This is a genomic window from Cryobacterium sp. TMB1-7 (assembly GCF_004402435.1).
GTDB classification, from domain to species: Bacteria; Actinomycetota; Actinomycetes; order Actinomycetales; family Microbacteriaceae; genus Cryobacterium; species Cryobacterium zongtaii.
The window spans coordinates 87,769-113,461 of record NZ_SOFZ01000016.1 but is presented as its reverse complement, the minus strand read 5'-3'; the positions used below and the strand labels follow the sequence as shown (position 1 = coordinate 113,461).

The window sequence follows — 25,693 nt, the reverse complement described above, 5'->3', positions numbered from 1 at the left end:
CCGACCAGCCAGTCACAACGCGCTAATTGCACTTCGGACGGCAGGAAGAATTGACTCGAGCAACCCAGGGACCTCGCTTCCACCAAGGACCAGCTGGCGATCAAGCAGACGGTTGCCGGACTCGCAGGACGTCTCGCTGACGAGTGAGCAACCGTGACACGCAGAGAGATTCATTTGCGCCGATCCCTGGCTGTCGCTTTCAATACAGACAGGATCGTTTGAGCAAACGTCCGCGTCGTCGAGCGCGGTAACGACTAACGGGAACAAATGGCGGGGCAGGCCGAGGCGTACTAGACCGCCCAAAGTACCCTGTGCATCGCCCGAGGCCGTGTAGATCAGTATCCCGGCAGTCTTGTCGGCTCTGTCGGAGTTCGCGTAGATTCGCTCCCGCAACGCTGCAGAAGAATATCCGCTGGCGAACGCCAATCGTCGGATTAGAAGGTGCGCCAGCGTGTGAAGCGCGACGAACCTAGGCTCCGGCTCATCGAGACGAGAGGCCCAGGCTGCCTGCGCCCGCCTATCGGCCAGGATTCTCGCACGAGCTTTCACTCCGGGCTGATTCTCCCAAGCGGCGAGTTTGTTCTCATCGAATTGAAGGAAAATACCCTCGCCGAACGTTTCGATTGCAGGGTAAACAGTTCGATGCTTGGGATCCTTGTCCAAGTCAGCGGAGATGAATTCAGATTCAGCACTGTGGCGACGAAACCCTTTGAGCGCCCGCACTTCTCGCACACGACGTACTTGGCCAATGCCTGCGAGGACATTTCGCAATTCAACGGGCCCTTCGGTCAGCGGGCCAACCTTCCAACCATCCACGACGAAATCCCCGCCGGTGTCATCGCGACCGAGATTGATCTTCTTGACGAACGCAGCCCACTCTCCGTCCTTGAGGTCGAGGAGCGGTGAGTCGGTGTCTTCGCCTGCAGATCCGGCTACCGCCATCACTGACTCAACGTCGGTACTCAGCTCCTCTGCAATCCAGGTCGCAATCTGCTCCGACCGTGGTCCGCCGTTGTCAGCAACCAATCGTTCATACAAGTCGTGCGTGCGCACGCTAACGGCGATTTCGAGGGATAGCGGCTGCTCTTCTGGAATATCCAAAGCCGAAACACTATCGGCGAGGTAGTTGCCCGTGGCGCCGCGCTGAACGGCAACAAGTGGCGACTCGCACGGTGAAATAGCGGACCCTTTCGGTTCCCATGGCTGCCGCCCATCGCAACGAATTCCATCCCTTAGTAGAGAATCCGCGCCCACGAGGTCATCGAGTGAACGAGAGCGTTCGCATTTGCCGCAGACAACCCGAAGCGAGGAAAGGCCCTCCCCGTGCTTAGCGGAGCGTTCGAATCGAATTTCCTTGTATGCGCGGCAAAATCTCACTTCCTCGGTCACTCCGGTGTCGTGACCACGATGCGCCCATTTGAACCACGGGACATCCTGAACATGGCTCCCGGTCTTGCAGACTGCGACATACCGCATTGGAACCAGAGCTCCGTGGCAGTCGCACGAGTTCCGCCATTTCCCCTTTTCCGCACGCGTGGACTGCGAGAGTTTGCCACACCGCTCGCAGAACCGCCATGCGGGGAATCGCCAATACGGAAGGCTTGCTGTCTTGGAGCCTGCCTTGCCTGCGTGCGCGGGCGGCTGTCGGAGAATACCGCCGCCGAGTCTTGCCAGCAGACGGTCACAACTGATCTCGGGCGCGGTGCGGCGGTCCCACCAAGATGTGTCAGGAGCGATTAAGGACTCACCCCGTACATCGAGAATCGCTCCAACGCCAAACGGCGAGATCGTCTCCGAGAGTCGGAGATCATGACGGATGTTCTGCACGTTGCACCTCCTGAAACGGCTCCTGTACTTCAACTGCAACGTTTGGCTCAACGGAACGCATCGAGTCGCCGACTAGCCACCCCTGTCCCTTTTGGCCGAAACGCTTGACAAGGGCTTCTTCTACCTTCGGACGACGCTCGTACCGAAGGGTCTCGCCTCCCTCACGCGCCCTCCGTGCCTCACGGTCCCATTCCCGCAGTAGGAGCCAAACGTGGTCAGTGGTTTCTGAGGCTTCATCGGGCTCGGCGGACGCCACCAGAGAGAGAAACCGGCCAATGAGAGGTTCGAGTTGCGCGCGAAAGGTTGAATCGTTCAGGTCGAACACTCCTGCAGCCGTGTCCTCTGCCAGTGACGGGAATGACTGACGAACGAGTGCAACGAGTGCACCGGCAAGCGTTCTGGCACGCGAGGACAGCGACCAAGGCGTTACACTCGTCGGCTCGACGCTTCGATAGAGTGCGTCGTGATAGCTGCGGAACGTTTCGAAGTGAGATCGATCTCGCGCTCGATTCGACCGGAAAAGCGTGACGACGATTCCACTTACAGCACCGCGACCAACCCGACTGGTCGCTTGTATGTACTCAGCGGTTGTTTTCGGCTGACCAACCATGAGCATTAGCGCTAGTCGCTGCACATCGATCCCTACAGAAAGCATGTTCGATGAGAGAACGACGTCGACCGCTGAATCGGTTACATCTACACTCGCGCGGAGCTGGCGTAGGTCGTTCGGCAATTCTTCAGGGCCACGGCGGCTTGTTAGCTCGAGCACTGAGTCAGCTCGGACACGTCTCAAGTTCGTGCTGAGGCGTTCTGCGCGAGTCTCGAGCCGGCCGTTAATGTCATCGAGGACCAGTGCCCCGCTCCGCCCCAGTTCCCGAAGACTGTTGTGATACATGACGAGCGTCCAGTATGGATCGAGCCGGCCCCGAACGAGGTCTGTTCCTGAGACAACATTTGGAATCTCGAGCATCGGCGATGCTGCACCTATCAGCGCAGTGGCTTGGGACACGCTTTGAGGCATCAGCCCGACATAGAGCCGACCTTCGCCATTGTCGACAGGCCGAGCGAAAAAGGTCGAGTCGCCGTCAAGCCCTGCAGGCGGATATAGAGCGACCTTCCTTCCATATAGCCCCTGGATCTGTTCCCCGGAAGCCCTGATGGTGGCTGTTGATGCGATGATCTTGGGGCTGGAACCGGCACGGCTGAGAAGTAGCTTGATGACCGCATCGAACACAGCAACCGTCGTTCCAAGAGGGCCCGACAGCAAGTGCAACTCATCTTGAATAATCAGGGCAGGCTGCTGAAAAGCAGTACCGACGCCAAGTAGGCGGCCAGCACGTTCGTTGAACTGCAGACGTGCAAACTTGTCTACCGTCGCGAGCAAGATCGTGGGCGGATCGTCGTACAGGACTTCGTCGACTACCGCTATCGGTAACTCCCGCTCAAAAAACGGGCACTCGCTGTCGATGCAACGAAAGACAACTTCATTTCCGACTTGCCGCGCACCATATGTCTTGTGGCTGTCGTCCTTTTGGGCGGGCACAAGCTCGGTGAGGCACCATGGACATTCCGTGATTTGGAACTCATTGGCGTCGCGGGGATTCTGGGCCTTGTAGAGCCGTTCGAGTGAGTGACGCGCATCCGCCCGGGTCCCCGGGGTCGCTTCGTTGCCGACCCAGAGCCCGATAGAGAATCGAGCCATTCCTCTGGTGCGTACATCTGTTTCGCGTAGGCGCTCCATCGCGCAGATCAATGATGCTGCGCGCTGAAACTGCTGTGAAGTCAGCAGCCGCAAGGTATAACGCGTAATGACAGCGGTTCCAGCCCCAGACGCGCCGGCAGTCAGTCTTCGGAGAAAGATCAGCACTGCGGCCAATCCGAGGTACGCCTCGGTCTTCCCTCCACCTGTGGGAAACCAAATGAGGTCAACTAGATCGCGCTCAGCATCGGAATCGTCGACTGTCGATGCCAACGCGACCAGGATGAAGCCCAGTTGAAACGGTCGCCATGTGGGGTCGGATTCCTTGTGGCCTTGACTACGAGCTGCCTGTTGCATTTGGAGGCGCATGGCGGCCATGCCGAGCGCGAAGGCTGACCGTAGTGATTTCTGATCCGGGTCGCCGAGCCGCGCAACTCCGTTTCGCATCCTTTCAACCGCTCGGCCAGTGCGAAGGACAATGGCTCCGGCGGCATCTCCCAGCTCAGCAGCATTTCGCTCCTGCTCATGCGCCCAGACCTCAAACTCGTCGACGAAAGCGCGAAGGGATTCGACGACCGGGGAAGTGTCCGTGTCGATTTTTTCCAAAAAAGCAAGGTTGAGCGACGGCGATGCAGGACTGCTCGTTCCAAAATTTGTCTGAGCAATCGCGGGTACGACGAATGCCGGAACCGGGTCCAGAAATACGCTTGAACACTCCTGTGAAGGCCCGGTTTGCCATCCAGCAGCCATTCCGTGCCCGATCGCAAATACCTTCCGGTCGCGATAGCGAAGCCGGAGCTCGCGGGACTCCGGGTCCGCGTCAATCGCGCTTGAGACGTCATACTCGAGGATCCTGCCGCCGATTTCCGGTCGAACCTCCAGGCCGACCTGAAATAGCATCAGTGGAATATCGTCACGGTCGTTACCGGTTGACGGAGAGCGGAGTCGAACGTGAACCGTGACGAGGTACGCATCGCCATAGTTTCGCCATCTCGAACCAATCTCGATAGACACTTCACCGACAATTGCGGTGCGAGTCGTTGAGGAGCGCGCAAGATCCAAGTTGAGGATCTCGTGCCCCTGACGCTGCCAACGTAATGGCCCTTCGTCAGTAATCGGTGAGTAGGTCGCCGTCCTGAAGTCGCAGATGACCGCTTGCGAGTCAGTAACAAAGGAAATCGCGGCCGATGAGGGCCTCCAATCCTCAGCCAGCGGCGCGGTAGCGCCATCCTCCTCCACGTCCCCCTCTTCCACGTCGGCTTCAACGAATTCCTCGGCATCGGTCGGACCCGGGACTGTGGTGCCGGTGCCTGGCAAGCCGCCTCCTGCCGGAAACAGCATTCCGACTGAATACTGCAGCGACGGCCGGTTGAAGATGACCTCAGCATCACCTTGCTCTGGGCCCAGGTACGCTTTGCGCAGGTGGTTCAGGGCAACGGACTGGGCAGATGTCAACTTCATGCTCGAATACCGTCCGGTCGCGTCAGCGTTTGAAGTCGTTTCTTGTCCGCGCTTGACGCGACGATGTGTAACGCTACGCGGGCTCGCGTGGCCGCAACGTAAAAGTTGGCCATTCCCTGACTGTCGTACACACCGGGGAGGTCGCAAACAATGACATGTTCCGCTTCGAGACCCTTGGCCATTCGCGGACTCAGCACTCTTATCCCACCTTCCAGAACGTCTGCGCTAGGGTGCGAGCCAACAGGGATTACCCAGATGTCAGCCGCGGGCACGCCTGCCTCGACCAACCCATTCGCCAGGGCAAGCGCCGCCTCAAGACATGCTTCGTCTCGGATCCAGTGCCAGTGGATCTTCTCACCGTTTACGATCCCTGGATCTCCGATGTCGGCGCCGAGGTACTCCTGGACCATGTGCACCATGCCCCTCGTATTCCTCACATTCAAGCTGAGGTCATAGGAGAATGACTCCAACGCAACAAGCTCGAAGACATCTTCGTCGAACCTACCGTCCACCTGGGCCTGGTTGTTGTGGTCCAGGAAATAGCGCCAGCGCCCAGCGGCCCGACCGCCCGCGGTCACTTTATCGAGCAGGTCCATCGCCTCCGGGAACATGAGATCCTGCGCTTCGTCCACCAATACAACGTCATACTTGCTGTCGACGGTCAGCATGTCGAAAGAGACCACGTCAATTGCTCGACCGACGACTCGCGGCTGGAAGAACTCAAATAGCCCGGGGGAGCGGAATGTGATCAACACCGTTCGTCCCGCAGCGGCTTCTTGTTTAGCCGCCTCAGCGAGTACTAGGGACTTCCCCGTGCCGGCACCGCCGCGGACAAGAATCCGGGGGTTGCGTGCTAGTCCGGCCAGGACTCTGGCCTGCCCGTCAGTGGCGCGATTCTGTTCGTCCACCACGGCGCCTCGCTGTGCATCGACGATTGGCATACGCGTGAACTCGCCAAAGAGCCGGGAACGAAGTGTGTCGATGCGAGCGATGGGCTGTCCTTTCGGCGGAATCGGCGCCCCCCGGGCGATCGTATCGAGAGCCGCTGACAACGCCAGGGGCGTCATGGTGCCGTTCGCAAGCCAGTGGCTTTCCTTCCACTCATTCGATGATGGCGGCGCGGCTATGTCGGGCGTTACGACGAGGGCGTCCTTGGCGAACCAGCCGACGCCGTCTTCACGAAATATGTCTTGAAGAGCAAACATCGCAGACCGCGCCTGTTCCATAGGCGAGGTGGAGAGCCTGTGTGAATCACCGTGCCGATCCACCGTGTACCAGACGCCCTCGAATCGCTTAACGCCGCCCCCCTTGACCTCGACGACAATCACAACGCCCTTCCAGAGAACAACGAAATCTGCCTCGGCCATTTGCTTGTATGCGTGGGAGCGGAGTTTCACAGAATAGAAGGCGACTGCGTCCGCACTTGGGATTTGGTCGAGTAAGTGTGCCAGCCTTCGTTCGGCATCGCTCTGAGCTGTCTTCAAAATATCCTGCAAGTCGGGGCTGAGGATCACGCGCCCTGCTCCTTCCAGAATTCTTCATACTCCCTGAATCCAAGAAGATCATTGAGGTCATTGCTGCCGAAGTTGTCGACTAGGTCAACGATTAGACACTCTTCCTTGCCACCATTCCGCGGCCCGCGTAGGCCGCGCCCCGCCATCTGTATGTATGCATTTGGGCTGAAAGTGGGCCGGGCGATGTAGAGCGCGCGCACTCCTGGGGCGTCAAAGCCCTGAGTCAGGAGGTCGCAGTTCGCCAAGACCTTGGTCTCTCCCCGCTTGAACCTGTCGATCGCGTCACGCCGCTCTTGACGACCGGTTTGGCCGCTAACCGATGCTGCCGCAACGCCACGGTACCTGAGCGTTGCGGCGAGGACTTGCGCGGATAGGACGTTCGGGGTGAACACGAGAACTGGCCAGTCGTCGTCGAGCCCCATGATGCTCTTGACAAGTGTTCCCATCCTTGCGTGGCTCGCAGCGAGTCGATCAAGGACGGTGGCGTCGATCCTATTGAATCTCTTTGCCTGTGCGGCTTCTTCTACCGACAGATCAACGTCGGCACCTTGGAGGGTTTCGTGGCGGACTCGTGCGAGTACCCCGCGCGAGACGAGCTCTCCATAGGCGTTCTCTTCGAACGCTGCAAGCTTTCGTCGCCCGAATCGCGCTGCGAGCGCATCCGTCGCCAGCGTCGATGTTCCCTTGAACGGCGTCGCCGAGAGCCCGACCAGTGGGCGCTCCCACCTGCGGCCATCAATCCCGAGCCAGGCAAGGATCCTTGTGTACCGGGTCGACGTCCCGGCAACGTGACCCTCGTCAATGAGAACTGCACTTGCACTGCTTAGCCACTCGTAATCCGACTCACCCAGTACAACGTCGAGTTTGGCATCGGTGGCGACGACCACACTGAACTTCGTGTCCGGCTTGTGAACGTCGTTGCCCTCCCAAAGGCGTCCAATGGTCAATGATCGTTCGTCCCCGAGCCCGCGCCATACTTCGCTAAAGGTCTGTACGGCCTGCTCGCAGAGCTCCTGCGATTGCGCGATCCAAAGTACTGGGCCTTCAAGACGGTCATCGATGAAGAGCTGGAGTATCGTCTGCGTGGCAACCCTCGTTTTGCCTGCGCCCGTTGGAAGCTCGACCATAACCTTCGCCCGACGCCTATCTTGGCCGACTTCGACGAGAACCTCTCGCAGCTCCTGGCTCAGGCGTCGTTGGTAATCGTGAAGTTCAGGGAGAATCGTCGCACCTGGCACCACGAATTCTGCATCCTGGCGCTGGACCCGCTGTCCTGCGAACTCGGCACCGAAACCCATTTTGCGCAGCCAAGAGATGGTCGCGCCTCCGCCTGCCCACTGCGTTGGCACATCGGGGAAGCCCTCACGTCGGAAGAGCTCCGCGAGCTCCTTGATAGTGTCCTTGCCATAGGCGGACAAACACAACTCCGCTACCGATGTTGACGACGACACGAGCCCCTGCCCTTCGAGCCCCTGCCAAAGCCCTGTGGGTAGTTTCTCGCGCAAATCGTCACGACCGAAATAGGCGTCCAGACGGTCAGCCTCGGTGGCCGCCGCGAGTGCCTCTTGGCGGATTATCTCCAGGTGATGAGTGAGCCCGACCTGGAGAGCCCGTGTGATGTCCGCGTTAGAAAGCGCGAGGCCGAACGCCTCGCTGATAATAGCCATCGTCCTTCGCTCATCTACTCCACCGCGCAGAACCAAAGAAAGCCCATCGCGGTGCCACTCGAGTGACTGCGTCTCCACGCCATCCTCTGTTGTGACCCATTTGGCGATGGCCGCCGAACGCGCCATCGTCGCATTCAACAGGTCCTCGCCGTTCACCACGCTGCGAAGACCGGTGAAAACGTCGAGTATGCGCTCAGCATCCTGTTGGCCGTCGATTCGAACTGAGAATTCGAAGCTGTCCTCGAATCGCAGGCAACCAACCGTCTCGACGAGGGCTCTTGCCTGTTCCTCTGTTGCACGGAGGTGCGGGCGCTGATGCTGTGTGAGGTATTCACGTTGCTCTTCGGTGACCGCAACGTACACGGTTCGTGTGGCACACGACTCGATTGTCCGCCCGACACGTGCGGGAATGCGAGGTGGCTGCCCCGTTCCGTAGGCGATCGCCGTCGCCTCGATGACGAAGTCCGCTAGGAATGCATCGTTGAACATCGGCGGCAGGAGGTCGACGGCTAATGCCTTTTCGAGGATCTCAGCTGACACATCTGTGAACTCATCTGGAAGTCGCAGCGTTTCAACGATGTTTCGAGGGCCTTCAAAAAGGGGTAAGAGATCTCGGTACTGGACGAGGGATGGCGCTACGACACCGGACGGGGCCCTATAGCCGAGAGATGTGCGAAGCAGCCCTGCTTGATCAACGGCCCATCTCACTGGCGAGGTGATGCGATAAGTGATCCCGGTCGCCGTATCCTCGCAGACCCAGGGAGCATCGCCGAACTCTAGGAGACCACGTGTCCAAGCCTCGCGAATTCGATCGGAAGCGCTCGCATCCCGAAGAAGAAGCAAGACCGAGAACGGCCCCTGGGAGAGCCCGCCGCTGGGATACAACGAAACTTTTTCGACCGGACGATCACCAGGGGTCAACCTTGAGTTGACCTCTTGTAATGCCCAATCCTCGTAAGCGCCGCCAGCGACTTCATCTTCAAATGAGAACTCCTCACTAGGGCTCGTCACGACGCCCAGAGAGTGCGCAAGGGCGGGGACGCAACGCTGGCGGTCGAGGCTAACCCGGTTGGCGGCTTCAGGTAGAGACTCATCAAGGTCGACGACTTTCTGTGGCCAGGACCAGCCTCCGTCGCGCGTAGGAACGAGAACCGCCGCATGGGGATGATTCCGAATAACGTCAAGTGCTTCGCGCTGACTTACTCCGATTGCAGCGTCCCAGAATTTGGCCTGGAGATCCACATCGGAGGCGGGCGTTAGCCGGGCGACACGCGCGTTGAGAATCGCGGCTGGATCCAAGTCCCGAAATCCTGCACCACGAAGGAGCTTCTCGGTCCCGGGATAAGCAAGAAAAGCCGGCGTAACGAAGACCGCTCCCTCGATCTCGAGGTCCTCCGCCTGCTTCAGGAATACAAGGTTCTTCTCACTCAGCGAACGGAATCCTTCGCTCGTCGGAACGACCTTCGCCTGGTCGATACCAGGCTTGCCGAGACCATGAACTGCGAACTTGAGGGCGTTCGCCGCGGACTCTACATCGTCACCTTCCGCCCACTCTCGAAGCCATGAAACGATTCCTCGCTTCGGGACCCTCTCCAGGGCACGTTTGAGGTCGCGGCCGTTCTCTTCGAACCGGTCGGGATCTGCGCTCACCGCGAATAGCTGGCGCAACCGCGCAAGACGCTGGTCGGAGCTATAGCAGCGCCAATGGGGTACGTCGTTCTTGGTATTAGGAGACGCAATCCAAGCCTCGTGCGCGATTTCTGGGGCGTTCCAATCGAAATCAAGTGGCCTCATATCAGCCGCGGTGTGTAGCACGCCATCGCCGTCAGGTATCAGGGCCGTATCGACAGCGAGTCTGGGCACGCGTGCGCAGAGGACCTCGTCGCCGAAGTACGTCGCTTCTCGTCCGCGTGCTGGAAGGTAATCCAAGAGCGCCGCGGGGTCGGCCTGCGTGCTGACGCGTGGGAGTAACTCCACGAAGATATCTGCGAGTGTCGCGAGAATCTCGCGGTTGTAATCGTTCCGAAGCAGGGTCGTGCGATCATCATTCACGCTCCAAGGTGCGTTGAACAGTCCAGTCGCGGAAGTCTCATCGTGAAGGGGGAAATACGACCAAAATTTGCCGATCCGTTGCTGCGAGTACCGAGAGGGGATCGCCACGCTGACCTTGATCTCATTCCGGGAGACCGCCTCACCCACCTCGCGCCTGGCATTTGTTGACGGCGCATGCATTTTCTGACCAACCAACCATTCGTCTCCGCTTCCATCCGGGCGCTCGATCTTGTATTTTCCGTTACCGAGGTCGCGTGAGACGTGACTGGTATTCAGCCCGTGATCGCCCACAACACGTAGACGAACTTCTCGGACGGCACCGACAAAAAGCAGAAACTCGGAGGAGAAATTCTCCATTTCGATGCGAAGCTTTTCCATATTGGAAATGTCCGGCAACCTCACGATCGTCGTTGCCCAGTCCGCCAATTCACTGGCGATCGAATCCTCAGCCAGGATGCGTTCTGAATCGAGAAGCGTTGCGGTGCGGAGCACGGGGAGTCTCCGGGCTGCTGACTCAACCGCACGGATCGCTTGGTTTGCCTCGGACGAGTTGAACTCGAATGAGACGGACCGGCTTATGACCTGGGGTGATTCCGTGACGGCGAGCACGGACTTGAATCCGAGACCGAAGCGGCCGATCTCATCACCGCGCTTCCCGCTTAGGTGCGCGTGGGTAATCGCGATCAATCCGTTTCGGGAGAAGGGGCGCCCGGAGTTGGCGCAGTAGAGCGTTCGAGATGAGAGGTCCAGGACAATCTCCACCCGACCGATATTCGGAGTGTCGCCATCGGCCGCTCCGGCCATTGCATCGGCCGCGTTCTGGACCAGTTCGAGGAGTGTCCGATTTGAGTATCCGCCCACACGAATCGACTCTTCGTGATTCGCATGTTCGCTAATGAGGTTCGGATTCGCTTTGTACGAGGCCATTGCTCGAGAGAACTGTTCGTTGACCTCCCGCACGAGAGTAGGATCTTGCGTCCATTTATGGGTCGTGTTCAACATAAGCTCTGTCCCCCGCATCGTTGCCTAAGGCGAGACTATCGATAGCTGCGCCGTGTGCATGACACTGCTGTCGTGTAGATACAATCCAGGTATGTCGTGGGCTTCCTCACCCGGTACGCGCAGGTCGATGCAGTCAAATCGCCGGCGCGATACCTCGCCTGAGGTCGCAGTGCGCAGGATTTTGCACCGTGAAGGGATGCGGTATCGAGTCGACTACGCACCTCTTGGCGGGCGGCGCCGCGCTGACATCGTTTTCACCAGGCAACACATTGCAGTCTTCATCGATGGGTGCTTTTGGCACGGCTGCCCTGCACATGCGACGCTCCCCAGCACAAATATTGGCTACTGGATACCGAAACTCCAGCGCAACATAGTACGCGACCGCGAGACCGATGCGATGCTTCGGGAGGCAGGGTGGATCGCGCTGCGATTTTGGGAGCATGAGGCGGCCGAAGAAGTGGCACGCCGCATTCGCACTGAACTCGAGTGCTCAAGGCGACAATAGCCGCCGCGGTTACTGGACGGCCGCAGAATCAAGCTTGCTGTCTTGAGCCGCGGCGGTGAGAGTCTCAGATCCACTGAGCCACTTGCCACAACCGGGGTCTGGTTGGGCGTCGGCCATCCGGTGCTCCTCGTGAGTCGGTACCGGTGGCGCGCACGCGCCTCCGCTGGTCAGTCTCTCGGTTGGGGTGCGGCCGCGCAACTTGGGTGATGCAGCGAAGTCCGGGCGCGGGCACTGGATCGTGCTCGGCTAGCTGTGGCGGGCGTTGGAGCCCGTACTGGGGGTGCGAATTGGCCATGACGCTCGTTCCCGGGGTGTCACGCTGATTATTGATCGCCAAATCCGGGGAAAGTTCATGAAACGTCGTAGTCCTGCAGCGCCGCTGCTTCTCCCATTCGTAACCTTCGGCATTTATACGTTGGTCTGGTTCGTGAAGACCAAGAACGAAATCAATCTCGTGGCGCACAGCAAAATCCCCACCGCTTGGCTACTCATCCTGCCTATTGCCAGCATCTGGTGGGAGTGGAAGTACGCAGTCGGAGTCGAAGAAGCCACCAACGGTGGGCTCGGCCGGCACGCCGCGTTTTGGATCCTCTTCCTGCTCGGCCCGCTCGGGGCGTTGTTCGTGCAGATCGCGCTCAATACGGCAATTGACTCGCCTGCCTCGCGCACTGGAGCACGTCGGGATCCGGTCCTCGCCTAAGTGGCGTTGATCGAGCCGATTGTTAGAGAGGAACCCCGAATGACCGACATCGTGCCCTTCACACTGGAGGCGGAGATCGTTGAGGAAGATGCCGCGCGTGACATCGCGAAAGCGGTGAGCGCCCGGCATTCAATCGCTCGCAAGTACGTGATGCGGCTTCGGCGCCGGCATCCAGAGGCGACGCCCGCCGAGGTGATCCAGATGCTCGAGCGTCACTATGGCACCTCGATCAGCACCGCGGGTGCCGTCATCGCCGCCGGAGCGATCGCTGCGGATGTCGGCATTGCTCTGATCCCCGTCGTCGGGGCCGCGGCGGCCGGCGCCAAGAGCGCGGGGCAACAGGCCGCCAAGAAGGCCACCAAAGAAGTAACGAAGGTAGCGGCCAAGTCGGCTGCGAAGATGGCCGCCAAGAGCATGGCGCTGGGCGTGGCGAAGACCGGTGCCCAGCGAGCAGCAGCGCTCCTCCCGGCGGGCGATCAACAGCTGCAGTTTGAGATCACCGCGATCTTCGCACTCGCCGTAGCCGACATTCACGGAATGGACCTCGACCAGGACCAGGCGCACGCCCTTGTCTACGGCCTGTCGAACGGTCGTGTCAGCCCGCAGCAGATCGCGACGATGGCGGCGGACCTCGCGGACGTCTCGTCAGAGGGCGTCGCCGGCGTCGGGCGCCAGATCGCAGCTGGCCGCACGGACTGGTCGCACTGGGCGAACACGCTCGCGGACACGCTCCCGGAAGGCGCGGCGCAGAGTCTTGTCCAGACCATCCAAACGGGCCAGCTCGACACCGTGCGAGACACCTTGAGCGGGAAGCAACAGGCCACCATCGAATACGGCGTCGGAGCCTTGGCGGGCGGCGTCACGCGCTTCCTGTTCGGGCGTGAGGTTGTCGAAGCGTCCCGGTCCGCGTTTGCTGCTGCCCCCGACGAGTTCCCTGCGCATCTGAGCATTCCCGCGACGCCTGACGCCGACGACCGCGAGACCGAGCCCAACCGAGCTCTCGCCGCTCTGGATGATGCGGCGAAGGCAACGGGGACCTGGATCGCTGACGCTGCCAACACTGTAGGTGGCGGCGTCGCGACAAGCGCCGTCGTGGTGGGCTCCGGCGTAGCCGCCGCAGCAAGCACGGCGACTCGGGTGTTCCGAAGCGTGGACATCGACGGGGACGGGATACCGGATGAGGCGCAGGCGCTCACTGCAGTGAAGGGCGTCGGCGGCGCCATTGCCGGTGCGGCGGACTCGGTGGGCGGCAGCATCGCGGGTCTCTTCAAGTCGAAGAAGCGCGTGTAACGCTGCTGAGGTGGCACCAAGTCTCGGCGACTCCGCTAGAGCCTGATTTGCTGCGAGCCGCCTGGGCGATCTGCCCCGGCGGTTTCACCCCGATAGGACGGTTCGCTCCGGTCTGGTTCGAGGAAATAGGTCGGTCATGCCGTGGGCGAGATGGAACCCTTAGAGTGCACCTATGACTCAAGAGCGCTGGCAGAAGATCACCGGGATTCCACTCACAATCGCCGCTGTCCTTTTCCTCATCGCATACGCCTGGCAAGTCATCGGTGACTTGTCCGGGCCGGAAAACGCGGTCGCGGAGGCCGTGATCACTGCCACGTGGGCGGCCTTTGTGCTGGACTACGCAGTTAACCTGGCCCTTGCACCGCAGCGCTGGAAATGGTTCCGCGCTCACATCTTCGACCTTCTTGTTGTTGTCCTTCCACTTCTTCGACCGCTACGACTTCTTCGCCTGGTCACCCTGCTGAGTGTGTTGCAGCGCACCGCGGGGGCGGCATTTCGCGAGCGGGTCGTGATGTACGTCGCCGGGGCAGCCGCGCTGCTCGTGTTTGTGGCTTCGCTCGCGGTCTTGGACGCCGAGCGGTCGGTGGAAGGAGGCACGATCACCAACTTCGGGGATGCCCTGTGGTGGGCCTTTGTTACCATCACCACAGTCGGGTACGGCGACTTCGCTCCCGTCACCGCGTTGGGGCGGCTGATCGCGGGAGGCCTGATGCTTGGGGGAGTAGCGCTCCTGGGTGTGGTGACAGCGACCCTTGCTTCGTGGATCATCGAACAAGTCGCCAAGCAGGAGGAGGACGCACAAGTCGCCACCCGCGGCGAGATCCGTTCCTTGGCTCGACAGGTGGAGCAGTTGCAGGCAACCCTCGACCGCAAAGCAGGCTGAGGGATTCGGCTCGCACCACGGCGAGACTACAACGAACGCACCTAAAGTCAGGCGAGCGAGGACACCGTTCGGCTGGCGGGTGGTCTGTCTAATAGCTGCTTGACTCGCCTTCCGAGGTAGCGCCGGAGAGTAGTGCCGCGCTGCCCGAGACGCCTAACCGGGTCGCACCCGCGTCAATCATGGCGGCGGCATCCGCAAAGCTACGCACGCCACCAGACGCCTTGACCTGGGCGCGCTCGGCCACAGTCTGCTTCATCAGGCGCACGGCGTGCACGGTGGCACCGCCGGCGGGGTGGAAGCCCGTAGAGGTCTTGACGAAGTCGGCGCCCGCGGCCACGGCGGCCTGGCAGACGACGACGATCTCGGCATCCGTCAGCGCTGCGGATTCGATGATCACCTTGAGCACTTTCGGGGCGGGGACGCTCGCGCGCACGGCCGCAATATCTGCCCTCACGTCGGCGAAGCGGCCGGCCTTGGCGGCGCCGATGTCGATGACCATGTCGATTTCGTCGGCGCCCTGGTCGATGGCGAGGGCGGCCTCGGTGGCCTTGATCGAGCTGTGGTGCTTGCCGCTGGGGAAGCCGCAGACGACCGCGACCTTGAGGTCGGCGCCGGCGGGAATGGTGAGCGGCAGCATCGAGGGGGAGACGCAGACCGAGTAGGTGCCCAGCTCGATGGCCTCGGCGATGAGGGCGGTCACGTCGGCAGCGGTGGCCTCGGGCTTGAGCAGGGTGTGGTCGATCATACGGGCCACGGTGGCGGCGTCGGGGGAGAGTGAAGTCATGGGGTGCGTCCTTAGTTGGTGACGAGTTCGGGCGTGCCGTGCGGCGTGGCGGGGACGCCGGCTGCGGCGGCGAGGGTGGCGTGCGCGGCGGCGAGGACCACGTCGAGGTGGATGCCGCGCAGGCGGAGCACCTCGGGGCCGCTGCCCGACTCGCCGAACTGCTCGACCGAGACCACCCGGCCGTCCAGGCCCACCCAGCGGTACCAGGCGTCGCCGCGGCCGGCCTCGACGGCGACCCGGGCGCGCAGGGCGGCCGGCAGCACCTGCTCGCGGTAGTCGGCGGTCTGCTCGGCGAACCACTCGACGCAGGGCATCGAGACTACGCGGGCGTTGACGCCCTGCTCGGCGAGCCGGGTGGCGGCATCGATGGCGAGGTGCACCTCGCTGCCGGTGGCGATAATTGCCAGGTCGTGGCCGTCGCCGTGCTGCCAGCGCACGTAGCCGCCGGCGGTCACCCCGACGGGGGTGAGCTCGGTGCTGGCCAGCACGGGCAGGTCTTGCCGGCTGAGGATGAGCGCGACCGGGCGGTCGGGGGAGGCGAGGATGCGGCGCCAGGCGGCGACGACCTCCACGGAGTCGGCGGGGCGCACGACGTCCAGGCCCGGCACGGTGCGGAGTGACGCGATCTGTTCGACTGGCTGGTGGGTGGGGCCGTCTTCGCCGACGGCGACGGAGTCGTGGGTGTACACGTAGACCGCGCCGAGGCCCATCAGGGCGGCCAGGCGGATGCTCGGGCGCATGTAGTCGCTGAACACCAGGTAGGTGGAGGCGAACGGGCGCCACGGACCCTGCAGGGCGATGCCGCTGAGGATGGCGGCCATGGCGTGCTCGCGGATGCCGAACCTGATGAACTCGCCGGCCGGGTTGGCGGCGGAGAACCTGTCGCCGTCGACCTCCACGGTGGTGGAGCCGGCGAGATCGGCCGAGCCGCCCCAGAGTGGGGCCTGGCCCTGCAGGGCGCGGAGCACGGCGCCGTTGGTCTTGCGGGTGGCGATCTTGTCGCCGGGCTCGCCGAGCGTCACGGTGTCGAGGGCGGCGGTGGAGAATTCGCCGCCGCGGAAGGCGCGCCAGCGGGCTGCGGCCTCGGGCTCGCGGGTGGCCCAGGCGGCGAGGTCGGCCTCCCAGGCGGTGTGCATCCGCTCGCCGCGGGCGACGGCGCCGCGGGTGTGCGCGAGGGTCTCGGGGGCCACGAGGTCGCCGAGGGGCGCGTCGGGGGCGAAGCCCAGCGTGGTCTTCACTAGGGCGAGCTCGTCGGCGCCGAAGCCGCCGGAGTGCGCGGCGGAGGTTCCGCCGAACTTGGCCGACGGAGCGCCGATCACGGTGCGGAGGGCCACCAGGGTTGGCTTGCCGGTTCGCTCGGCGGCCTCGCGCAGGGTGGCCTCGAGGGCGTCGAGGTCGTTGGGGGTGTCGATCTCGAGCACCCGCCATCCGTAGGCCCGGTACCGGGCGCGCACGTCTTCGGTGAAGGTCGCGTCGGTGCCGGAGTCGATGGTGATGCCGTTGTCGTCCCAGATCAGCACCAGGTTGTCGAGGCCGAGGGTGCCGGCCAGGCTGGAGGCCTCACCGGAGACGCCCTCCTGCAGGCAGCCGTCGCCGGCGAGCACCCAGGTGGTGTGGTCGAGCAGCGCGGAGCCGGGGGTGAACACGGCGCTCTCGTGCCGGGCAGCCATGGCCATGCCCACGGCGGAGGCGACGCCCTGGCCGAGCGGGCCGGTGCTCATCTCCACGCCCACGGTGTGGTGCACCTCGGGGTGGCCCGGGGTCTTGGAGCCCAGGGTGCGGCTCTTGGCGAGGTCGTCGAGGGTGAGCCCGTAGCCGGTGAGGAACAGCTGGGTGTAGAGCAAAAGACTGGCGTGACCGGCGGAAAGAACGAACCGGTCTCGGGCGGGCCAGTCGGGCTGGGCGGGGGAGTGGCGCAGGACCCGGGAGAACAACACGTGGGACACTGGTGCCAATGCCATGGCGGTGCCGCCGTGTCCGTGACCTTTGGCCTGCACCACGTGGGCGGCCAGGGCTTGGGCGCTCGCCACGGCTCGGGCGTCGAGCTCGGTGTGCGTCGTCGTTGACGGGGATTTCTTCGTTTCGGTAGCCATGCGAGACACTTTGGTATACAAATGTACTTAAGTCAACAAGGGGTTTGGCTGCCGTGTCAGCGCGCAGTCCGGTTCTTCGGAAGGAACGGGAATTCGATGGCGCACACTCTCTCCACCGGTTCGGGTGTGGTGCTGGGCTTGATCCGCTCCGGCCGGGCCACCACCCGCAGCGACCTGATCGATCAGCTCGGCTGGTCGCGCATCACCCTGGCCCGGCGGCTCGACGAGTTGTTGCTCGCCGAGATCGTGGTGAGCGTGGGGCAGCTCGATTCCCGCGGCGGCCGCCCGCCGGAGGAGTTCGCGGTGAACCCGAATGCCGGGCTGCTGCTGGCCGTGGACATCGGTGGCTCGCACACCCGCCTGGCTATCACTGACCTGGTCTCCACCATCCTCAGCGAGGACGAGGCCGACATCGGGCTGAGCGAAGGCCCGGCGGAAATCTTCGAGTGGGCCGGCCAGGTTTTCGACCACATGCTCGACAGGCTCGGCAAGACCCGCGCCGACGTGGTGGGCATCGGCGTGGGCGTGCCCGGCCCAGTCGACTTCGTCACCGGCAAGCTCGCCACCCCGCAGGTCTACGCCCAGTGGGAGGGCGTGCTGGTGAAGGACTACTTCGCCGGCCGGTACGAACACGCCGTCTTTGCGGTGGACCGCGACGTGAACATCATGGCGCTCGCCGAGGTGCGGCGCGCGTGGAGCACCTACCGCGACGTGGCGGTGCTCAAGGCCGGCATCGGCGTGGGGCTCGCGTTTGTGCTCGACGGCTCGATTTACCACGGCTCGCGCGGGGGCGCCGGCGATCTGAGCGCGGTGGGCGCCGGCGGCGCACGGATGCAGCGCCTCGAGACTATCGCCAGCGGCGCGGTGATGCGCCAGGAGCTGCTGGCCCGGGGTCGGAGCGTGCGCACCAGCAATGACATCGTGGGACTCGCGCTGGCCGGCGACGCCGAGGTGCTGCGGCTGCTCGGCGAGACCGGCACCGCCATCGGGCGGAGCCTGGCCCACGTGGTGGGGCTGCTCAACCCGCAAGCCGTGGTGATCGGCGGCAACCTGGCCCAGGCCGGTGAGCCATTCCTCGGGCCCATCCGGGAGGCCATCTTCGCCGGTGCCCGGGACTTCGCTCTGCAGGGCCTGGTGGTGGAGAAGACCCGGCTCGGGCACATTGCCGGGGTCACCGGGGCCTCTCTCATCGCGCAGGACGCCCTCTTCGAAGCCGACCGCATCAGCCGGCTCACCCGCGCCGGCGGCAGCGGCGTGTCGCTGCGCGCGTAGGCGCTGACTCCCGAGGGTCGATGACGGCATCTCAATAAACTTTGGTGCACTTGTAGACAAAAGGTCGCCTAGGCTTATACAGTCATCCCAGTCGCTCTCGCAGGTTGAGACGGCTCGCACCCAACAAAGGAGTTCACCCGTGGCATTCAACCTCGCCGAAGCGCTGTCGTCGATTCAGACCCAGGCGGATGCCTCCGACTGGCGCGACGCGATTCGTCTGGCGGGCGCGGGTCTGGTCTCCGGTGGTGCCACCACGGCTGCCTACACCGACGAGATGATCGACGCCGTCGAGAAGCACGGCCCCTACATCGTCATCGCCCCGGGCATCGCCCTGGCGCACTCCCGGCCGTCGCCCGCGGTGCTCACCGGCGGACTCAGCTGGGTGAACCTGGCCGCCCCGGTGGAATTCGGCAACAAGGCCAACGACCCCGTCACCGTCGTGATCGGCCTGGCCGCCGTTGACCACGACGCTCACCTCCAGGTGATGCGCGCCCTGGCCGGGGTGCTCTCCGACGGGCCGGCCATGGAACGGCTGCGCACCGCCACCTCCTCCGACGAGGTGCGCGCCGTGCTCGGCGAACTCGCCGCCGCTGCTGCGTAACGCGGCCCCCACGCATCCCCTTTTCACTCTCTCGTCTCACCCAATCGAAAGGCACCCCATGAAGATCGTCGCCGTCTGTGGAATGGGCATTGGAACGTCAGTGCTCCTGAAAATGAACGCCGAGAAGGTTCTCGCCAAGCTCGGTATCGATGCGGATGTTGAGGCCGCCGACATGGGTGTGGCTCGCGGCGCCGCGCAGACGGCCGAGATCGTGCTCACCTCGGAGGAGCTGGCCGAGGAGCTCGGCGATGTGCCCGCCGAGGTCATCATCATCAAGAACTTCTTCGATCTCGAGGAGATCACCGAGAAGCTCACCGCCGCCGTCGAGTAATCCCCTTCACCTTCCCTTCTCACAGAATATGGAGCTCCCACAATGGAGTGGCTCGTCGTCGTACTGAACTTCATCGGACAGCAGATCCTCAACGTGCCTGCGTACCTGATCGGCATCATCACCGCCATCGGGCTCATGGCGCTCAAGCGCAACTCCGGGCAGGTGATCGGCGGCGCACTCAAGGCGGCCCTCGGCTTCCTGATCCTCGGTGCCGGCGCCAACGTCGTGGTGGGCTCCCTCGACCCGCTGGGCACCCTGATCCTCGCGGTGACCGGCGCACAGGGCGTCATCCCCACCAACGAGGTCATCACTGCGATCGCGCAGGACGAGTTCGGTGCGCAGAGCGCCTACGTGCTCACCCTCGGGTTCCTGGTGATGCTGGTCCTGGCCCGGTTCACTCCTCTTAAGTACGTGTTCCTCACCGGGCATCACATGGTCTTCATGGCCACCATGCTCACCGTGGTGCTCTCCGTCGGCTTCGGCAACGGGGCCAGCTGGCTCGTCGTTCTCATCGGTGCGCTGCTGCTCGGCGTGATCATGGTGGTCATGCCCGCGTTCGTGCACCCGTGGACCAAGAAGATCACCGGCAACGACACCATCGCCATCGGCCACTTCGGCACCCTCGGCTACATCGCCGCCGGTGCCGCCGGTCAGGCCGTGGGCCGCCGCAGCAAGTCCACCGAAGACATCAAGTTCCCGCAGGGCCTCAAGTTCCTGCGCGACTCGATGGTCGCCACCTCACTGTCGATGGTGCTCATCTACATGGTCTTCGCCATCTGGGGCCTCATCGCCCTGCCGCTGCAGGAAGCCCTGGACATCTTCGGCTCCGCTGACGCGGGTGCGTTCATCATGGCCGCCTTCGCGCAGGCCCTCCAGTTCGGTGTCGGCGTCGCGATCATCCTCTACGGTGTGCGCACCGTCCTGGGCGAACTGGTTCCCGCGTTCCAGGGCATCGCCGAGAAAGTCGTCCCCGGCGCACGTCCGGCGCTCGACATCCCGATCGTGTTCCCGTTCGGCGCCAACGCCGTGCTGATCGGCTTCCTGAGCTCCTTCGCCGGTGGCCTCCTCGCACTCGGCGTGCTGGCGGTATGGCTGAACCCGGTCTTCGGCCTCGCGCTGATCCTGCCCGGCATGGTGCCGCACTTCTTCACCGGTGGTGGAGCCGGTGTCTACGGCAACGCGACCGGCGGACGCCTCGGCGCGATGATCGGTGGTTTCGTCAACGGCGTGATCATCACCATCCTGCCCGCCATTCTGCTGCTGGTGCTCGGCGACTTCGGCTTCGCCAACAGCACCTTCGGTGACGCCGACTTCGGCTGGTTCGGCACCCTCGTGGGCGTCAGCGTCGGCGTGGGCGGCGGTCTCGCAGTGATTCTCGCGATCCTCATCGCCGTAGTGCTGGTCAGCGTCGCGATCGTCTACCAGATCCGCGTTGTGGACAAGGGCTGGGTGCCCGGGGCCAAGCGTGACGTCTGGATCGCGGAGGAGAAGGCGGCCGAGAAGGCCGTGCTCGACGCCGAGAAGGCTCGTCGCAAGGTGGAGAAGGAGGCGGCGGCCGACGCCGTGTAGCTGCTTGAGTTTGTTGTATCGCCAGAGGGCGGCTCCGCGGTGCGGGGTCGCCCTCTGGCGTTGCATCCGTGATGGCCGCCTCAGGCTGGGGCCAGGCGAGCCGGTCGATACCGTGCAGCGCGCACAGGGTAGGGTCGATCTCTTCGGCAGGACCGAAGTCCCGAAACCAGGCCGCATGCGCAACTTCACCGTCACGACAACCTTTGATGGAACATGGTGGTTGTTTCTCATTGAGGAACTCGGCATTCTCGGGCAGATGCCCCATCGGCAAGACGTGCGCCCGGAGGCGCGCCTGCTCGCCGCGCTTTGGCTAGACGTGCAGCCCAACGCGGTGAACATCGGCCGGGTACGGTACGCGCGGATGCACTGGAGCCGGCTTGACCCTCGCGACCGGCAGTCCCCTTCTATCGACGACTGGTGGCCGCGAGGGCGAGGCAGACATTCCGGCGGCGACCTCGACCCGGCGCGAGGGAACCTTTCCGCTCCCGACAGCGTTGCCCCTGATATGAAAGCTATTGTGTACAGCCAGACCGGTGACCCGTCCGTGCTTCAGCTTGTGGATCGGCCGGTGACCGAACCCGGCGCGGGCGAGATGCGGGTGCGAATGGTGGTCAGCGGGGTGAACCCCACCGACTGGAAATCGCGTCGCGGCTCGGCAGCAGGCGAGAAGCTGGCATTCGACGATGTCGTGCCCGGCCAGGACGGTGCCGGCATCGTGGACGCGGTCGGCGCCGGCGTGCAGCATGTCGCGGTGGGCGACCGGGTCTGGCTGGCGCTCGCCGCGTACCAGCGGGCGAACAGCGGCTCGGCCCAGGAATACGCCGTGCTCCCCGCGGAACGCGTCTTCGGGCTGCCGGCGAACGCGAGCTTCGACCAGGGCGCAAGCCTCGGGGTGCCGGCGATCACGGCGCATCGCGCGTTGACGGTGGCCGAAGACGGTCCGCGCCGGCTGCAGCCGGGGGCGCTGGCCGGCGAGGTGGTGCTCGTGGCGGGCGGCGCCGGGGCGGTCGGGCATGCCGCGATCCAGTTGGCCCGGTGGGCCGGGGCATCCGTCATCACCACCGTGAGCTCACCGGAGAAGGCGGCACTGGCCACCGCCGCCGGCGCTCAGCACGTGCTCACCTACACCGACCCGGATGTCGTCGCCCAGATCCGGGCGATCGCACCGGAGGGGGTGGACCTGATCGTGGAGGTCGCACCCGCCCAGAATGCGAAGCTCGACCTGGCGGTCATCCGCAATCGTGGGTCGATCGCGGTCTACGCCAACAACGGCGGCGACCAGATGACCCTCGACGTGCGCCAGCACTTCAGCCTCAACGTGCGCTACCAGTTCGTGCTGCTCTACACGGTGGGGATGGACGTGATTCGGGCCGCTGCCGAGGACATCACCGCCGCCCTCGTCGACGGCGCGCTCGCCGTGGGGGAGGAGGCCGGGCTCCCGCTGCACCGCACCGATCTCGCGCACACGGCGGATGCTCACGCGCTGGTGGAGAGCGACGTGGTGGGGAAGGTGCTGATCGACGTGGCGGCCGGCCAGTAGGCGAGCGCTCAGGGCAGGAATCCCGCAGGATAGAAGGCATGGCCCACCGTCAACGCACCCCCGCCTCTCCCGATGATCGGGCAGACAAGACCTGCGCCTCGTGTGGACGGCGCATCGAGTGGCGCGCCAAGTGGGCTGACAACTGGGATGCGGTGAAATACTGCTCCGCCGCGTGCCGCTCACACGGCGTCAACTCGACCGACCTCCGGCTGGAGGAGACCATCGTGACCCTGCTGAATGCGCGGGCGCAGGAAGCCACGATCTGTCCGTCCGACGCGGCGCGGGCAATCGGCGGCGAGGAGTGGCGCGACCTCATGGAGCCGGCCCGACGAGCCGCCCGGCGGATGGTCGCCCGCGAGGAACTGCAGATCACGCAGGGTGGTTCCGTGGTGGATCCGTCGACCGCGAAGGGGCCGATCCGGTTGCGGCGACCGCGGTGAGGCTCAGTCTCCGGGGCTCCTGAGACACAGGTCCTGATTCCGCCGTCCACACCGCCCCGACACCGTTCAGACACGCAGCCCGGCCCCGGCGGCGCTTGTCTGCCGCGTGAGCGACGGCGGCGACACGCGTGTGAACAGGTAAATGTCCTGTTCTGGGGGCTTTAAGCCGATGCGTACCAGCCGCTAGGTTGGGTTCCGTACTGGGGGATTCATGTCAAATGTGGGAACAACCGTGCGCCATCAGGTGGCCGCGCAATCCGTGATAGAGACGCTGCTGCGGCAGCAAGAGGGCGTGCCGCAGCGCAACTGGCTCGGCCGCCTCCTCGGCGATTCCCCGTTGTCGCCCGACAGCGTCGCTTGGTACCGCGGAGCGCTGGGGGAGATCGCGGTGGGCCGGATGCTGGCCACCCTGCCCAGCGACTGGGCCGTGTTCCACGCCCTGCCGATCGGCAAGAAGGGCGCGGATATCGATCACCTCGTGGTCGGCCCCGGCGGCATCATCACGATCAACACCAAGAACCACTCCGGCAAGAACGTGTGGGTGGGCGGTCAGACCCTGATGGTGTCTGGGCACAAGCAGCCCCACATCCGCAATGCCGACTTCGAAGCCAAACGCGTGACCACCCTGTTGCGACAACGGATGCCGGAGCTGCCGGCCGCGCTGCCCGTGGTGGCGATCCTGGACCCCCGACAGCTGAGGATCAAGACGAAGCCACAACAGACCACGGTGCTCAGCGCCCGGCAGCTGATCCTGTGGCTGCAGAAACGCCCGCCGGTGCTGACCGGGCTGCAGGTGGCCGCGCTCACCGCGATCATCCAGGAACCGGGCACCTGGCCGACGCCGCCGCTGCCGCCGATCGACAACCCGATGGCGAGGTTCACCGAGCTGGACGGCGCCGTTCGGGCGGCGGACCTGCGGCGGCGTCTGATGGCGGGGCTGCGCTGGCTGGCGGGCTCCGCCGTGGTCATCGCCTTCCTCACCGCGATGACGAATCGCACCTGACACCCCCCTCACTCTTGGCCAGATCGGCCACTCGAAAGGACGCCATGCCCGCACCAACACGACCCGCCAAGCCGCCGCGACGGCGCGGCGGGTTAACGCCCACCGTCAGCACCTGGATTGTCGGCGCAGTGGTGCTCCTCGTGGTGGCGTTCGCGGCGACATCGGCCGGAGTCTCCGGTTTCCTCATCTTCCTCGGCCTCGCCGGAATCGTGACCGCGCTGTACGTGATCGTGACCGGACGGCGGTCGTGGGCGTTGATCCCGACACGCAAGATGGGCGCTGTTGCTCTCGCCGCGAGTCTGGTCGCGGTCATGTCCGGTGGAATCGTCGGCGCGGCTGTCGGAGTCCCCGATAACGTCGTCGCAGAATCGCCGACCACGAGCGCGACGCCCAGTGCAAAGCCCAGCAGCACGCCCACGCCGACCCCTGCGGCATCCTTCACCGAGGAATCGCCCGCGGACCCGGCAACCGTCGTCGCGCCCGATGAGGATGCGGCGGTCGTCGTGGCCGACACCGGCGTGACCAACACGACGGCACTGGCGCTGCTGGCCACCGTGCCGGTGAAGGGCAAGGCCGCGAAGACCGGCTACGACCGCACTGGGATGTTCGGTACGGCGTGGCTCGACGTCGACCGCAACGGATGCGACACCCGCAACGACATCCTCGCTCGCGACCTGACCGAGGTCACCAAGGCGGGCACCTGCAAAGTGCTCGCCGGCAGTCTGGTGTCCCCGTTCACCGCCGCCCGCGTCGCGTTCGTGCGCGGACAGGACACCTCCGCGCTGGTGCAGATCGATCACGTCGTCTCGCTGTCGAACGCCTGGCAGACCGGCGCCCAGCAGCTGACGCAGGCGCAGCGCGTCTCGCTGGCCAACGACCCGATCAACCTGCTCGCCGTGGACGGCCGCTCGAACGCCCAGAAGGGCGACGGTGATACCGCGACCTGGCTGCCGTCGAACAAGTCGTTCCGCTGTGGCTACGTCGCACGCCAGGTGTCGGTGAAGGCGACCTATGGGCTGTGGGTGACCCAGGCCGAGCGCAACGCGATCGCCACGGTTCTCAGCTCCTGCAGCGGCGAAATGGCGGTCACCTCGTCATTCGCTCCGTTGCCCGCGCCGCCGGTCGTAGTGGCCCCCGAGCCGGTGGTCGCGCCGGTTGTCGAACCGGCCCCGGAGCCCGAGCCGGAGGCACCGGAACCCGCACCCGTCGCACCCGAACCCGTCGAGCCCGCGCCCGCGGTGGAGGTCTATTACAAGAACTGCGACGCCGTGCGCGCTGCCGGTGCCGCACCGATCTACGCCGGAACCCCAGGCTATGCCAGTCATCTAGACCGGGACAAAGACGGCATCGGCTGCGATACCTAACCTGGAGGGCTACTCGTCTCCTGTATCAGAAGGGCCCGTAGTACTCGTCCCCACCATCGTCGTTTTCGGCCTGGTCGATACGAGTAACCGCGGTTT

The 25,693-nt window shown here is 64.0% G+C and carries 18 protein-coding genes; 12 read left to right on the top strand and 6 right to left on the bottom strand.

Features of this window, described 5'->3' with window-relative positions:
* Positions 1-12: 12 nt before the first annotated feature.
* The 4 genes from drmB to E3O60_RS05875 are packed head-to-tail and all read right to left on the bottom strand — an operon-like array spanning position 13 to position 11,180.
* Entirely contained in the window at positions 13-1,827 is a 1,815-nt protein-coding gene (gene drmB, locus E3O60_RS18755; RefSeq protein WP_134497435.1) for a DUF1998 domain-containing protein, read from the bottom strand.
* Positions 1,808-4,987, bottom strand: a complete 3,180-nt coding sequence (locus tag E3O60_RS05885) for a helicase-related protein (RefSeq protein ID WP_134497433.1) — start codon at positions 4,985-4,987, stop codon at positions 1,808-1,810. Before E3O60_RS05885 ends, drmB begins: the two co-directional genes overlap by 20 nt.
* A complete protein-coding gene (locus tag E3O60_RS05880; protein WP_134497431.1) occupies positions 4,984-6,501 on the bottom strand; it encodes a nuclease-related domain-containing DEAD/DEAH box helicase in 1,518 nt (505 codons plus the stop codon). Before E3O60_RS05880 ends, E3O60_RS05885 begins: the two co-directional genes overlap by 4 nt.
* Positions 6,498-11,180: a DEAD/DEAH box helicase gene (locus E3O60_RS05875; protein WP_198415691.1), complete on the bottom strand. Its 4,683-nt coding sequence runs from the start codon at positions 11,178-11,180 to the stop codon at positions 6,498-6,500. Before E3O60_RS05875 ends, E3O60_RS05880 begins: the two co-directional genes overlap by 4 nt.
* Positions 11,181-11,280: 100 nt before the next feature.
* On the opposite strand from E3O60_RS05875, the gene E3O60_RS05870 reads away from it, so the two are divergent.
* From E3O60_RS05870 to E3O60_RS05855, 4 genes are all read left to right on the top strand, one after another.
* Complete coding sequence (locus E3O60_RS05870) at positions 11,281-11,727, top strand: very short patch repair endonuclease (protein WP_370448633.1); 447 nt, start codon at positions 11,281-11,283, stop codon at positions 11,725-11,727.
* 352 nt (positions 11,728-12,079) lie between these two features.
* Positions 12,080-12,427, top strand: coding sequence for a DUF4234 domain-containing protein (locus tag E3O60_RS05865; protein WP_134497425.1), 348 nt, complete (start codon positions 12,080-12,082; stop codon positions 12,425-12,427).
* 39 nt (positions 12,428-12,466) lie between these two features.
* Positions 12,467-13,717 (top strand): hypothetical protein, encoded by a 1,251-nt coding sequence (locus tag E3O60_RS05860; RefSeq protein WP_134497423.1) that lies wholly within the window; start codon positions 12,467-12,469, stop codon positions 13,715-13,717.
* Between the two features lie 172 nt (positions 13,718-13,889).
* Entirely contained in the window at positions 13,890-14,600 is a 711-nt protein-coding gene (locus tag E3O60_RS05855; RefSeq protein ID WP_134497421.1) for a potassium channel family protein, read from the top strand.
* An 88-nt stretch (positions 14,601-14,688) separates the two neighbouring features.
* Here E3O60_RS05855 and deoC read toward each other — a convergent pair whose 3' ends face one another.
* Together deoC and tkt are read right to left on the bottom strand one after the other, a co-directional pair.
* Entirely contained in the window at positions 14,689-15,384 is a 696-nt protein-coding gene (gene deoC / locus E3O60_RS05850; protein ID WP_134497419.1) for a deoxyribose-phosphate aldolase, read from the bottom strand.
* An 11-nt stretch (positions 15,385-15,395) separates the two neighbouring features.
* Positions 15,396-17,477, bottom strand: coding sequence for a transketolase (tkt, locus tag E3O60_RS05845; protein WP_134497417.1), 2,082 nt, complete (start codon positions 17,475-17,477; stop codon positions 15,396-15,398).
* A gap of 96 nt (positions 17,478-17,573) precedes the next feature.
* Between tkt and E3O60_RS05840 the strand changes: the two genes are divergently transcribed.
* The 8 genes from E3O60_RS05840 (at position 17,574) to E3O60_RS05805 (ending at position 25,597) form a co-directional block, all read left to right on the top strand.
* Positions 17,574-18,749 (top strand): ROK family protein, encoded by a 1,176-nt coding sequence (locus E3O60_RS05840; RefSeq protein WP_134497415.1) that lies wholly within the window; start codon positions 17,574-17,576, stop codon positions 18,747-18,749.
* 139 nt (positions 18,750-18,888) lie between these two features.
* Complete coding sequence (locus tag E3O60_RS05835) at positions 18,889-19,350, top strand: PTS sugar transporter subunit IIA (RefSeq protein WP_134497413.1); 462 nt, start codon at positions 18,889-18,891, stop codon at positions 19,348-19,350.
* A 58-nt stretch (positions 19,351-19,408) separates the two neighbouring features.
* The gene (locus tag E3O60_RS05830) at positions 19,409-19,681 is read left to right on the top strand and encodes a PTS sugar transporter subunit IIB (RefSeq protein ID WP_088456877.1); all 273 of its coding nucleotides are present in this window, start codon (positions 19,409-19,411) and stop codon (positions 19,679-19,681) included.
* 42 nt (positions 19,682-19,723) lie between these two features.
* The gene (locus E3O60_RS05825) at positions 19,724-21,250 is read left to right on the top strand and encodes a PTS ascorbate transporter subunit IIC (RefSeq protein ID WP_134497411.1); all 1,527 of its coding nucleotides are present in this window, start codon (positions 19,724-19,726) and stop codon (positions 21,248-21,250) included.
* Between the two features lie 505 nt (positions 21,251-21,755).
* Positions 21,756-22,790 carry an NADPH:quinone reductase gene (locus tag E3O60_RS05820; RefSeq protein ID WP_134497409.1) on the top strand — a complete coding sequence of 345 codons (1,035 nt, stop codon included), beginning with the start codon at positions 21,756-21,758 and terminating at the stop codon, positions 22,788-22,790.
* Positions 22,791-22,828: 38 nt separating this feature from the next.
* Positions 22,829-23,230 carry a DUF2256 and DUF3253 domain-containing protein gene (locus E3O60_RS05815; protein ID WP_134497407.1) on the top strand — a complete coding sequence of 134 codons (402 nt, stop codon included), beginning with the start codon at positions 22,829-22,831 and terminating at the stop codon, positions 23,228-23,230.
* A gap of 211 nt (positions 23,231-23,441) precedes the next feature.
* Complete coding sequence (locus tag E3O60_RS05810) at positions 23,442-24,233, top strand: nuclease-related domain-containing protein (RefSeq protein ID WP_134497405.1); 792 nt, start codon at positions 23,442-23,444, stop codon at positions 24,231-24,233.
* Between the two features lie 44 nt (positions 24,234-24,277).
* Positions 24,278-25,597, top strand: coding sequence for a DUF1524 domain-containing protein (locus E3O60_RS05805; RefSeq protein WP_134497403.1), 1,320 nt, complete (start codon positions 24,278-24,280; stop codon positions 25,595-25,597).
* Positions 25,598-25,693: the final 96 nt, after the last annotated feature.